The following is an 11,953-nucleotide window of genomic DNA, read 5'->3' as shown; positions in this document are numbered from 1 at the left end:
TGTCTTCCCCACGCACGTGGGGGTGTTTCTATCAAGCAGTACATAGACAGCCTACCGCTAAAGTCTTCCCCACGCACGTGGGGGTGTTTCTGAACTGAACCCACTCAGACCATGAAACAGGATGTCTTCCCCACGCACGTGGGGGTGTTTCTATCTTTTGCTCGTTCATCGTCGCGATCATGCTGGTCTTCCCCACGCACGTGGGGGTGTTTCCTACAGTGACGATGGGCGGACCTGGCGGGGTGCGTCTTCCCCACGCACGTGGGGGTGTTTCTTGTTCACGATTGATCATAATGAACGACTCCGAGTCTTCCCCACGCACGTGGGGGTGTTTCCCTGTAGCAGCGAGGTAGTTATGTCTCATCGCGGTCTTCCCCACGCACGTGGGGGTGTTTCTCTTTCATATATCGACCAATCCCCTCAGGTGTCGTCTTCCCCACGCACGTGGGGGTGTTTCCATTATTTACGTTGCTAATAGCAAGTCCTTCATGTCTTCCCCACGCACGTGGGGGTGTTTCTGTCCAGCTTTTGCAGCTCATAGTTTAGGTCTAGTCTTCCCCACGCACGTGGGGGTGTTTCCATCTTCGTCTTGGGATGGGATGGTTTCAATATGTCTTCCCCACGCACGTGGGGGTGTTTCTCATAATTTTATCCTATTTAAAATCGCCCTCGGGTCTTCCCCACGCACGTGGGGGTGTTTCTCGCCTGGCGCTGTGCCTGGCTTTGCGCTGTGTGTCTTCCCCACGCACGTGGGGGTGTTTCTCTGGTTTTTTCTCATCGCCTCCGTCAAAGACAGTCTTCCCCACGCACGTGGGGGTGTTTCTTTACCCAGAACTGATTTACCAGCGCATACACAGTCTTCCCCACGCACGTGGGGGTGTTTCCTCGGCCCGGTTGCCGTTGAATCGCTGGTCGATGTCTTCCCCACGCACGTGGGGGTGTTTCCCAGATGCGGCGATGGTACTGGCTCAAGCTGAGGTCTTCCCCACGCACGTGGGGGTGTTTCCGCCAGTGTTTACCATTTTGCCGATGTTCTTTCGTCTTCCCCACGCACGTGGGGGTGTTTCGAAACAGGGGTGGCGCGGTGAGCCATAACTCAAAGTCTTCCCCACGCACGTGGGGGTGTTTCTTCTTTTTGAGCGTCATTAACAACATCATTCAGGTCTTCCCCACGCACGTGGGGGTGTTTCTGCAAGATGAGTGGAAATAAAAAAGCCCCGTAGGTCTTCCCCACGCACGTGGGGGTGTTTCTCCTACCCGATGGCCTTGAGCAGCGTGAATACAGTCTTCCCCACGCACGTGGGGGTGTTTCTAAAGTGATACCTGTTTCCCGCTCCGTGCAAGTGTCTTCCCCACGCACGTGGGGGTGTTTCTTAATCAAAAGGTGGACATCACGTCTTATAACGGTCTTCCTCACGCACGTGGGGGTGTTTCCAGCAGGCCGCCGCACAGGTTGAGTACGCGTTTGTCTTCCCCACGCACGTGGGGGTGTTTCCCTATTAACTCATGGGTTATCAGCTCGGGTTACGTCTTCCCCACGCACGTGGGGGTGTTTTTGCGCCTTTAAGGCAGCTGCGACAGACCAAACGCTAAAATCTGCTGAGTTCCGGTTCTACAACATCAACGATGCCGGACAAGAAGTGGAGTATTACCGGATCTCACTGGAGAATGTGAAGGTGATTTCAGTCAGTCCGGTGATGCACGATACACAGGGCTGTCCAGGCACAGGCCATATGGAAGAAGTTGCCCTGAACTATGAGAAAATCACTCACCTGTACAAAAACGGCAATCTGTTAGCTCATGACTCCTGGAGCGAACGTCCAACGGCGTAACTCAAAGTCCTCCGGGGCTTTTTTCTTTTGTACCACCCCGCAGGATTGAACATAACACCCGCTCTCTGCACTGCACTTTCGCTCGCTATTATTGTTCATTTTTTTTGAATGAAATACGCAAATCGTTTCGATTTTAATTATCTCATGGTTGTCATATCATTTATCACATCAGGGAAAACCCCCTAAACCAAACAAAATAACTTAAGGAATACGACCATGAAATCCATCAAAACTTTAGTTGCTGTTGCTGCCATCTCCATGATGTCTTTCGGTGCTTTTGCTCAGAGCGTCAGTGTTACAGCTTCCACTCTTGATAGCGCAGAAGTTAAAATTGCAGCACAGGCAGCTAAACAGGGTGCGTCATACAAAATCACTAGCGCTCATTTCAATAACGGCGTCCATATGACAGCTAAATTGACCAAATAAGAGTGGTCGCTGAGGGAACAGCCGGAATAGGCCACTGAGTGTGGCTGTTCTGCCCCCCCCTCAATACATAAAAAAGCCACCTAAGCGAAGCGGGACGCTGGATCTAGATGGTTGCCGAACAGTCTCTCCAAAGCTGATATTTCATCAATTCCCCTCCGTAAAAAAACGAGAGGGGAATTGGTGCTGTGTTTACTGGCTTACATTATTTAACATGATATTTAAATTCTGTATTGCAGCGCGGGAGGCTCCTTTTCCGAGGTTATCGAATACCGCGGCCAAAAGAATTTGTCCGGCCTCTTCATTGGCGAACACATAAATATCGAGAGAATTTGTGCCATTTAAATATTCTGGGTCTAACTGCGTCACCTTTGCAGCCTGTTCCACTGGAATAACATTGATGTGCTTAGCGTCTGAATAAAATTCAGACAGGCAGTCATGGATCTGTTTCGCGCTGATACCGGCCTGCAAAAGTCTTACATGCAGAGGCACATACAGAACAATTCCTTGCCGGTATTTTCCGTAAGAAGGCGTGAATAAGGGGGGATAGGTTAATAATGCTTGTTGTTGCATTTCCGGAACGTGCTTATGCTTCAGACTCAAACCATATCCACGAAAAGCCGCGCTGATCGGCTCGGGATGGTTTGGATCTTCATAGGCTTCAATCAATGAACGTCCGGAACCGGAATAGCCGGAAATGGCATGTACATTAACAGGGTAATCACGTGGAACCATGCCCCGTTCAGTAAGAGGACGCAGCAAAGCAATAGCCCCTGTAGGATAGCAGCCGGGGTTAGTGACTCTGTTGGCCTCAGCAATCAACGCCGCTTGGCCGGAGGTCAGTTCTGGCAGACCGTAAACCCAACCAGGGGTAGAACGATGAGCCGAGCTTGCATCCAGAATTCGCACCCGAGGATTTTTAACCAATGACACGGATTCACGTGCTGCATCGTCAGGCAGGCATAGAATCGCAATGTCACATTCGTTAAGCGCCTGGCTACGTTTCTGCGGATCCTTGCGTTCTGCACGCGGCAGCTCAAGCAACTCAATGTCATCACGGTTGCTGAGCTGAGAGTGTATCTGCAAACCTGTAGTTCCTGCCTCACCGTCTATAAAAATACGTGGTTTCATAGTGTTAGTGCCAATGTAATGGTGTAATCCAGTTCCGCGCGCGGCTTCTTCTCTGGCTGCCTGAAGCTTTATGACGGATTTAAGTCCGTTAACCCCCTAATTTCCATAAATTTGTTCGAAGCGACCTGCCATAGAGTCGCTTTGATGCACATAAGGGACCGGTTTAAAAAACATATCACGTCCAAGCAGTTTCGCTAATGTAAATCTTGACGTAAACGTAGTGGCCAGCAGGCATGACGAGCTCAGGTGAGTAACGATTTAATGACGTGAGAATCTCCTTTCAACCGATAGAAAATAGTCTTCAGGATCCCCAAGGCGGTTCATTGTCGTTGAGCATTTATTCCCCGCGTCTGCGGGGATGAACTACCTCAGTTAGCTCAGTGTTTCAGTCAGCCATCTTTCGACATTTCTCGGAATGATGTTCAGTAACTGCTGTGCGCTAGTGGCGGGTGAGATAGTATTGCCGGGTGCTTGCCATAGCGCCTGGTACAGACCAACCACGGCGTTAGCGGCAGGTCCGATCAATGGTTCGACTAATTTACCGAAATCTTGGGGTTCCATACTTTCGAATATGACATCACGGCCAAGATATTTAGCCATGCCAAGCGCCAGATCAGCCCCCTGCATTCCAGGCAACTGACCAACGCCAACAACGCCCGTTATCTCCGGCTGATTAAATAGACGCTCTGCAACTTCCGCCACATCAAGATGCGAACTCCAGGACACCGGGAAATCGGACCGAAGAGGATAACGTAATGCACCCTCGGATTGCGCTGGACCGAAGACCATCGGTAGTAGCAGATTTTCCAGATACAAGCGAGGAGCTACAACCGCGGTAGAAATGCCAGTCTTCTGCACTCCGTCGATCAGGATAGCTATCGCCGAGTCATCGGGAGCCTGAAGTGGTGAGCCTGGCTCGTCAATAATGATACCACTGGTCGAAATAACGACACGTTTTGGTCTGGCTAATTTGACGGCCTGAGCAATATTGTGTGCATAAGTAACACGGTCTGCTTCAGCAGCTAGCGGCAAATGAATAAATACACCCTCCGCTCCACGGTAGGCAGTAACCAAGGAGTCGATAGACGCATTATCAATTTGTATGCTCGGCATACCGGAAAGTTTGTCTGTGTTTCGTACTGCGGCAATCGCCTGCTTGCCTGACTGCTGAAGTCGTTTAAACAGTGGAGCCCCTTGAGCCCCTGTTGCGCCATGAACAATGTAAGTCATAAGAATTATCCTAAGTGAAATAAAGTAGGGTGAAGTAATATACTGAAACTCCATTGTTGCATATACTGCACCAGTTACATCAACTGCACTAATAGGAAATTTTTCATGTTTCGATCTGAATTTCCGCGTTGCGGCGTAGCCCGATTTCTCATTCTTTTAGACGGTCCTTGGGCCACGCTGATCATACGTGAGCTATTACATGGGCCACATCGATTTACCGAATTGCGTAAAGCTTTACCGGGTATCAGTGCGCATACGCTTACCCACCGGCTTAGACAGTTCGAGCAATACGGCTTGCTCACGCGTAATGCCTTTGCTGAAACACCACCACGGGTTGTTTACGAGTTGACTCCGCTTGGACAAAGCTTACGTGAGGTATTGGAAGCCATGCACCGCTGGGGAGTGGCTTTACCTGAAGAGGTCATTGTTACTGTCACTTCCGAGAACAGGTAGTGTGGTGCTGCTATGACAAAACAGCAGATTGAACTTTACTGATAAAGCTATCACTGTCCACACTTCCTGCTCTGGTAATACTTTCGTGACGTTGGAAAACCAGATCGTTTGCCAGTGCCTGAGACAGTATTCCCCGCACCAGCGGGGATAAACCGCGACAATAACTGGTGCTTATCGCCTTGAAGTCGTTGTTAGCAACAACCCAAGTCACTGTTTCCCGGCCCACACCACCATCACCTTGTCATTACCCCACTCACGCACAAAGCCATAACCTTGGGAGAGTGTCACGGTGGTTTGTTTACCCATGCCAATCGCCGGATGGCGGGCACGGAATTGGCCCAGTTTCTGCCAGTGCGCTACATTGGCGGCGGCGTTACCGCCAACATCCTGCCAGTTCATCTCTGAGCGTGTGCCTTGCAGAGGATCGGAGCCAGTGGGGCCAAAGGGGCGGGCTGATTCATCACCATAAAAAATTTGCACCGCACCGGGTGCCAGTAGCAGTAGTTCTGCGGCTGAGCTCCCACCCTCGCGAAAAAGGCGGGTATCGTGAGAGGAAAGGTAACTCAGCACATTGAACTGCTGGAGTTTGTCTGCCATGGTCTGCCAGGTATCATCAATATCCGCCAAGCAGTCGACGGCTTTTGCAGCCTGATCCTGATAATCAAAGTTAATCATCGCGTCAAAGCCAGCATGATAGTATTTGCTTTCCATCACCCCATGTCCCCAAGCCTCACCTGTCATCCAGAAGTTTCCAGAGTCTGGCGATTTTCCTGGGTTATCGCGTTTCCATACTGCCAGCGCGCTGCTGGCTTGGTTTTTCAGTTGCTGCCACGCAGCCAGCTCCACATGTTTCGCGGTATCGATACGGAAACCATCAATACCGTATTCCCGTACCCATCGGCTAAGCCAGTGAATCAAATAATCGCGTGGCGTATACCCGGCAATGGTTGCAGCCTGGCTATCGTGTTTGTGCTGATAAAACACGGGCAGGCCGGAAGGCTCAGTAGATTCCGTTTTCAGGTCGGGTAAAAAGGAAACGGACATCGTCAAGTCATCGAAGCCAGGCCTGTCGTAATCGCCAATATCGGCACGAACCCACGCGCTTCCCCACCATTTTTGCCAGGCATGCGGATCATTGAAATTGATGTAATCATTAAAGCTGTGCCAGGTTTGTCCTGTGCCTGGCTTCCAGTCATTCCAGTGTGTACCTAAGGTTTTTTTCAGCCCGTCACCTTGCAGATAGAGTGCACCGAACTGATATTGCTGCATATCCGCAAGGGTGGCATAGCCAGTATGGTTCATCACCACATCAAACAGAATACGGATGCCACGTTTGTGTGCTTCATCCACCAGGTTGCGCAGATCAGTCTCACTGCCCATATTGGCGTCAAGACGCGTCCAGTCCATGGGGTAATACCCATGATAAGCGTAATGGGGGAAATCTCCCTGACTGCCACCCCCTATCCAGCCGTGAATTTGCTCAAGTGGTGAGCTGATCCACAGCGCATTAACACCCAACTGTTGTAAATAATCGAGCTTACTGGCAAGACCCTGTAGATCGCCACCATGGAAGGTGGCAATTTCTTGCATGCCATCTTTATGGCGACCATAGCTGTTGTCGTTGTCCGAGTTGCCGTTGACGTAGCGATCAGTTAGCACGAAGTATATCGTGGCATTATGCCAGTTAAAGGGTGCAGGGCTGGCGGTGTCAGCCTGCTCAAGTAGCAGCAGACCATTGCTGTCGGCTGCCGGTTGCAGCGTAATTTTCCCATTTTGTACCTGAGCGATTTGCCCACTGTAAAATTCCCGGACATGGCTGCCCTGAGCAAAGGTATGGCCCACCTCGATGGTTAACGGTTTACCGTCCCAACGTGGGCACTGACGGGCCAAGACTTGTGGTGTCGCGTTGTCCTGGCTGGCGACACTCAACACCAGTGTCGGCGTACTGGCTTGGGTGTCTATTTTGAGCTGGTAGTGGCCATCACGGAAAATGTGCCACTGCGGTGTGGCGTCGTGGCAGGATTCAAGTGGTAAGCTCTGATTGAGCTTAATGGCGGCGGCAGGTTGCCAACACTGTTGATCAAAATGGATTGTTAATGGGCGGGTCCCTTTGGGGAGTGATTGCTGGCTAATCCATTGACCGCTACCTGCAGGCGTAAAAGCAGGGAAATCGGCCGCAGTCCATGAGGCAAGTGCCATTGCTGGCAGAAAAAGAGTAGCGAAAACTGCACGTTTCATCCTGACCACCTGTGGTTGCGTTTTGTGCAGTATGCGCCTGTTTTATACAAAAAAACTCATCCATACAGGGAGCTGGGCAGGGAGGATCCGGGGGGAGGATATCTGCACTGCCCATGTAAAGCCAACAGACATCTAACTTCAAGTATGACGAGTATATTGGCAGTAAAAAACTGCCAATTGGGAAATTAATCTTTTATCCGGTGTGCCGTAAAACCCCGTCCTTCAGGGCGAGGATATAAGGCACGGTTTTCTACCTAACTTGGTGTTTGCTGTTGCTCAATGTATTGCCTGATGATGGATATTGGCGATCCGCCGAGCTACTGGCAAAGTAGCTCGGCGTCCACAGAACACCTTTGTAGTAATACCGAGCTGCAATGTCAGGGCGATCACGACGAAGTAATCGGCTAGACACACCCTTGAGGCTGTTAACAAGATTTGATACCGCTAACTTTGGTGGGTAGTTGTAGCGGCTCGCATTTGAAATCAGTCAGGCTCGCATTTACCCACTTGGAAGTCGTGGAAGACGGTGGTGGGCGGCTATCAGTCGTTTTAGCTGGCCACCCAAAACTACGTAATGACCCGAGACGTCCCACGATGGAAGAGATTGGATATCGGACTGATATTTTCACGCTGGACGGCATAGCCGGTAGCCAACGGGAATACATTCAATGGCTGCTAAAAACCAGTATAGGAAAAGGGAAGTCGGAAGAGGTTCTCACTACTGACGCCATTGATTTATTGGCGATGAAACTTCGGACCCCGCTTCAGGTTCAGTTGCATCTGACGCTGGCCCTGGAGGCGGGTTATCAGACGGGAGAAAAGCCAATAACTGCAGCTCTGATCGAATCGGTACTCTCGCGCCAGCTTGACGACCTGGAGCCGACGTTAACACGCCATGGTTATCGCTTGAAAGATATGGTGGAGCAATTTGATGCCAAACCTGCAGAAATCAGAGCCTTGTTCAATAATCAACTCGATCCTGCGCGAACGACAGAACTACGTGATCGGATGCTGGCGGTGGGGTTGCCAATATGACGTTTTTCATTTGCAGTTATTGTGAGCTGATGATGATGAAATGCGAGCCGCTACAGGTAGTAATCAAAGCAGTCGTGGCGGTAACAAAGCGGCTGAAGCCTCTGAAAACGCCATGAAGTTCAGTAACAGTAAATACATGCACATACACCATAGACAAACCATGAACCGAAAACGCCGGGTCAGCTATTGCCGCCCGGCGCCAGTGTTAAAGGGCTACGCTGCCTAGGATGAAGGTGACGGTGATGACCGACAGCAGCGTCGTCGAGGTGATGATGGAGGCCATCGCTTCATGATCGCCGCCCATTTGCCGCGCCAAAATATAAGCGTTGCCGGCGCAAGGGACGGCGGAGTAGAGAATCGCGATGTTGGCCGGCACGCCGGTGGCGCCGAAATAGTGAACCAGTGCAATGGTAATCAAAGGCATTGCCACCAATTTAAGCATGGTCGCATAAGAGATGGAAACCAGCTTGCGGATATTCATGCTGACGATCAGCCCCGCGCCCACCGACATCAGGCTCAGTGGCGTTGCAGCGTTGGACAAATACACGAATAGCTGTTTTATCGCGCCGGTAATGTGTAGGTTGCACAGGTTCATCAGCACCCCCAACAGCGCGCCGATGATCAGTGGGTTTTTCGTCAGTGCCAGCAGCGCGCCACTCAGGCTTTTCTTGCTACCGGTGCCGTAGTGGTTCATCACCAACACACTCATGATATTGGTCAGAATGATCATATATGCCACAAAGAAGCCGGACAGCGCCACCCCCTCACTGCCAAACAGCGATTGTGAGAGTGCGATGAATACATAAGAGTTGTATCTTACTCCGCCCTGAAAAATGGAGGTAAACAGAGCGGATGAAGTATTGAAGAACAGCTTCCCAACGAAAATAATCAGCGCAACAACCAGAGTGGAAATAATGGTCGCCACGACGGGATAAAAACTGTCCGCACCGCTAAAATCCGCCTCACTGATATCTAATATCAATAGTGCCGGAAAAAAAAGGTAATAAACAAACTTGTCAGAGAAGCCCCAGAATACGGCAACATCTTTAACATATAGCTTGGACAAATAGCCCAATACGATTAACAAAAAAATGGGCAGTATAGAAAGAAAAACGTTTAACATGAATGATGGCCTTAAATCGAGAAAATACGCCCTTCAACCTGATTGAGGTTACGGTGATTCCACAAATTTGCCGAAACGAAGACACGTTGCACCCAGCGTAACGGCGTATCTTTCTCATCAAAAGAAGGTGTAAATTTATCGCGCGAATGCAGCACAAAGCGATTATCGATATAAACCAAATCACCCGGGCAAATATCGATACCGATGGCGTTTTCTTTCACCAGACTATAGAAACGTTCCAGCGCAGCTTCCGCTCGCGGCGTGCTGGCCACAATCATGCCGGGATAGAAGACTGCGCTAACATCCGGCAACACGTGGTTTTGCGAAATCAGCGGTACCAACTCGGTCTCTTCACGCCCGACCTGCGTAGATTGGCGCCTGCGGTACGGCAGCTTGATGCTGTACAACTGACTGGCCAACGTTTCTACATCCTCGCGACTAAGCTGAGCGATGGCCAGACGCGAATCGGAGATGCGCGTCATCGGGCTGTTCGGATCGCGGCGCACGCCAGCCAACAGCAGGCCCATAGGTGAGACGTTGAACTGCTCCAGGTGTTTCAGGGCCGCATTTTCAATATGGAAGTCCAGTTCAACGTCGAATCCCAGACCGGTATATTCATTTTTGGCTTCGCGTTTTGGGATCAAGTTATTAATTAACTCTATACATAGAATAGGGTTCACCAATTAACGAAGATAAACCGACCAAAAAATTTTCACTGATGTTCCCCGATTTAGCCGAGGGCGTATATTGATTGGGGCAAGGGGAGAAAAAGACCTCTTTATCTACCGGCGCATTTTTTAAAATAAGGTATGGCCTTGGTTTGATCGAAGTTTTTTGTTGACTTAAAGCGGCGCTTATCCGAAGTGGCAAATGTGTGATCATGGACGATCGTATCGCATGAATATAAGCATCACCGCCGGCGGGATCGTAAGCAATTTTATCTAATGCCGAAAATAAATTGTTTCGCTCCTGCTCCATCAATTGAAAGACATTTTGGTTATCCATTCAGTGTATTCCGTGACAATAAATAAAGGATATCAAATCTAATCAAAGTGGCGAAATGTTAACACTTTGTAATCAAACACACAAATATTTATTAACTAAATGCATAATCTCAATCACGCCCCCTCCGTCCGATCCTTGGCGGAGAGTAACGGGGTTTGAAGGCCAATGAAAAACCACGCTAAGGAGATAATTCATTGTTTGTATTTAATTTTATGGTCCTGGAAACTATCATGGCCGACTGCCATTGTCTCAGACAGCGTCAGAACTTCACGTTAACTTTTGCCCAGAAGGTACGGCCAGGTTCATTAAGTCGGATACGGGCTTACCATGTTCCGTATATCTCGTGTGTCAGGTTAGGTGCCTACTTGAATGCGGAGGGCATATGGATCACGAGAAGATAACCCCATAGTCTTCTACCCACCCTCGGTGCCTTTTGGCCACAGCGTGTTAACCACTTCCGCTGCTTACCTCGTGACGCGTTCTACGTAGATTCACTTATGTTCACCGTACTGACTACCTTGCACTTACCCGACTGTGGTTGCCAGGAAGACACGCCTCTCACGATTTGTATCCCACGCATCAGAATGCGTTTTGTTACGTTGTCAGACTCGCTACTTTATTCAGGATCCTAGGTTCACATGGTGATACAGGCGGTTCTCTCAAATCGGAGAACAACGATTTATACAGCCTAATGTCGCACAGGGGTCTGAAGCCCAACCGTACGGAAATGTACGTTAAGTGCATTTTTTGAACAGTAGTGTCAGGTTAGGTTCATAGACATGCGGCGAGAAGTGTCTAGAAAATCAAGAAAAGGCTTCAACTGGACAGTATTTTGCTTTTATCCTGACGTCAGTTTGATGTGTACTCATAAAAGACGCAGGGTAGTGCAATGGGGAATTTTCATTTGCAGTTATTGTGAGCCGATGATGATGAAATGCGAGCCGACAAAGATAAATGCGAGCTCATTGTCACTTAATGTGAGCCTGGAGGGATTTTCATTTGCAATTATTGTGAGCTCAAAAAGTGGGTAAATGCGAGCCCATAGGGTTTCAAACGCGAGCCGTTACAGGTAGTTAATCAGCAGGTGAACGTGATCGCCTTCGCCGTCCATCTCGACCAGTTCAACCTCGAAATCAGCGCATACACTGGCAAAGTAATTTCGTAGCTTCTCGATAGCATCCTGATCAAATACTCTGCGTCGATACTTGGTAATAAAGACCAAGTGAACATGCATCAGGAAAGTACAATGTCTTCCTCGACGAATATCAATTTCTTTTGTCATAGGCCAAAAGTATAATTGTGGGAATGAAGCGACTGCAAGCCTTTAAATTCCAGTTAAGACCCAATGGTCAGCAAGAGCGTGATATGCGGCGCTTCTCTGGGGCTTGTCGTTTTGTTTTTAACCGCGCACTGGCGTTACAGAATGAAAATCATGAGGCGGGAAACAAATACCTTCCCTAGGTAAAAATGGCCGCATGGCTGG

Annotated in this window: 9 protein-coding genes, 5 pseudogenes and 1 CRISPR repeat array; of the genes and pseudogenes, 5 read left to right on the top strand and 9 right to left on the bottom strand. The window is 49.5% G+C overall.

The window, feature by feature from the left end; translation table 11 throughout:
* Position 1: 1 nt before the first annotated feature.
* Positions 2-1,556: a CRISPR direct-repeat array (repeat unit 28 nt; unit sequence GTCTTCCCCACGCACGTGGGGGTGTTTC).
* An 18-nt stretch (positions 1,557-1,574) separates the two neighbouring features.
* Both tssD and IO95_RS20645 read left to right on the top strand, forming a co-directional pair.
* Positions 1,575-1,832: pseudogene (tssD, locus tag IO95_RS20650) on the top strand (type VI secretion system tube protein TssD); the annotation flags it as partial.
* A gap of 216 nt (positions 1,833-2,048) precedes the next feature.
* Positions 2,049-2,258, top strand: coding sequence for a DUF1471 domain-containing protein (locus tag IO95_RS20645; protein WP_023492036.1), 210 nt, complete (start codon positions 2,049-2,051; stop codon positions 2,256-2,258).
* A gap of 189 nt (positions 2,259-2,447) precedes the next feature.
* On the opposite strand, the gene argC is transcribed toward IO95_RS20645, so the two are convergent.
* Both argC and IO95_RS20635 read right to left on the bottom strand, forming a co-directional pair.
* On the bottom strand, positions 2,448-3,386 hold the full coding sequence (gene argC / locus IO95_RS20640) for an N-acetyl-gamma-glutamyl-phosphate reductase (protein ID WP_023492037.1): 939 nt from the start codon (positions 3,384-3,386) through the stop codon (positions 2,448-2,450).
* A 372-nt stretch (positions 3,387-3,758) separates the two neighbouring features.
* Positions 3,759-4,616, bottom strand: coding sequence for an SDR family oxidoreductase (locus IO95_RS20635; protein WP_023492038.1), 858 nt, complete (start codon positions 4,614-4,616; stop codon positions 3,759-3,761).
* Positions 4,617-4,721: 105 nt separating this feature from the next.
* Between IO95_RS20635 and IO95_RS20630 the strand changes: the two genes are divergently transcribed.
* Entirely contained in the window at positions 4,722-5,069 is a 348-nt protein-coding gene (locus IO95_RS20630) for a helix-turn-helix domain-containing protein (RefSeq protein WP_023492040.1), read from the top strand.
* Positions 5,070-5,079: 10 nt separating this feature from the next.
* On the opposite strand, the gene IO95_RS25410 is transcribed toward IO95_RS20630, so the two are convergent.
* The 3 genes and pseudogenes from IO95_RS25410 to tnpA (IO95_RS24485) all read right to left on the bottom strand — a co-directional run.
* Complete coding sequence (locus IO95_RS25410) at positions 5,080-5,295, bottom strand: hypothetical protein (protein ID WP_152554984.1); 216 nt, start codon at positions 5,293-5,295, stop codon at positions 5,080-5,082.
* Complete coding sequence (locus IO95_RS20625) at positions 5,277-7,307, bottom strand: alpha-amylase (protein WP_023492042.1); 2,031 nt, start codon at positions 7,305-7,307, stop codon at positions 5,277-5,279. Before IO95_RS20625 ends, IO95_RS25410 begins: the two co-directional genes overlap by 19 nt.
* A 185-nt stretch (positions 7,308-7,492) precedes the next feature.
* Positions 7,493-7,770 (bottom strand): annotated as a pseudogene (gene tnpA / locus IO95_RS24485) (IS200/IS605 family transposase); the annotation flags it as partial.
* A gap of 44 nt (positions 7,771-7,814) precedes the next feature.
* On the opposite strand from tnpA (IO95_RS24485), the pseudogene IO95_RS26215 reads away from it, so the two are divergent.
* Positions 7,815-8,342, top strand: a pseudogene (locus tag IO95_RS26215) (AAA family ATPase); the annotation flags it as partial.
* Between the two features lie 205 nt (positions 8,343-8,547).
* Here the strand turns inward: IO95_RS26215 and IO95_RS20615 are convergent.
* The 4 genes and pseudogenes from IO95_RS20615 to tnpA (IO95_RS20605) all read right to left on the bottom strand — a co-directional run.
* Complete coding sequence (locus tag IO95_RS20615; RefSeq protein ID WP_023492716.1) at positions 8,548-9,465, bottom strand: AEC family transporter; 918 nt, start codon at positions 9,463-9,465, stop codon at positions 8,548-8,550.
* An 11-nt stretch (positions 9,466-9,476) separates the two neighbouring features.
* Complete coding sequence (locus tag IO95_RS26210) at positions 9,477-10,109, bottom strand: TauD/TfdA family dioxygenase (RefSeq protein WP_023492717.1); 633 nt, start codon at positions 10,107-10,109, stop codon at positions 9,477-9,479.
* Between the two features lie 4 nt (positions 10,110-10,113).
* Entirely contained in the window at positions 10,114-10,470 is a 357-nt protein-coding gene (locus IO95_RS26205) for a hypothetical protein (protein ID WP_023492718.1), read from the bottom strand.
* Positions 10,471-11,539: 1,069 nt separating this feature from the next.
* A pseudogene (gene tnpA, locus IO95_RS20605) lies at positions 11,540-11,752 on the bottom strand (IS200/IS605 family transposase); the annotation flags it as partial.
* A gap of 23 nt (positions 11,753-11,775) precedes the next feature.
* On the opposite strand from tnpA (IO95_RS20605), the pseudogene IO95_RS24475 reads away from it, so the two are divergent.
* Positions 11,776-11,928 (top strand): annotated as a pseudogene (locus IO95_RS24475) (helix-turn-helix domain-containing protein); the annotation flags it as partial.
* Positions 11,929-11,953: the final 25 nt, after the last annotated feature.

The sequence above is a fragment of the Serratia sp. DD3 genome, assembly GCF_000496755.2.
Note: the sequence above shows the minus strand (reverse complement) of the source record. Positions and strands in the feature narration are given on the sequence as shown.

What these genes read in the sequence shown, in the direction of transcription:
- IO95_RS20645 (WP_023492036.1), top strand. Translation starts at nt 2,049, where the DNA reads ATGAAATCCATCAAAACTTTAGTTGCTGTTGCTGCCATCTCCATGATG.
- argC (WP_023492037.1), bottom strand. Translation starts at nt 3,386, where the DNA reads ATGAAACCACGTATTTTTATAGACGGTGAGGCAGGAACTACAGGTTTG.
- IO95_RS20635 (WP_023492038.1), bottom strand. Translation starts at nt 4,616, where the DNA reads ATGACTTACATTGTTCATGGCGCAACAGGGGCTCAAGGGGCTCCACTG.
- IO95_RS20630 (WP_023492040.1), top strand. Translation starts at nt 4,722, where the DNA reads ATGTTTCGATCTGAATTTCCGCGTTGCGGCGTAGCCCGATTTCTCATT.
- IO95_RS20625 (WP_023492042.1), bottom strand. Translation starts at nt 7,307, where the DNA reads ATGAAACGTGCAGTTTTCGCTACTCTTTTTCTGCCAGCAATGGCACTT.
- IO95_RS20615 (WP_023492716.1), bottom strand. Translation starts at nt 9,465, where the DNA reads ATGTTAAACGTTTTTCTTTCTATACTGCCCATTTTTTTGTTAATCGTA.
- IO95_RS26205 (WP_023492718.1), bottom strand. Translation starts at nt 10,470, where the DNA reads ATGGATAACCAAAATGTCTTTCAATTGATGGAGCAGGAGCGAAACAAT.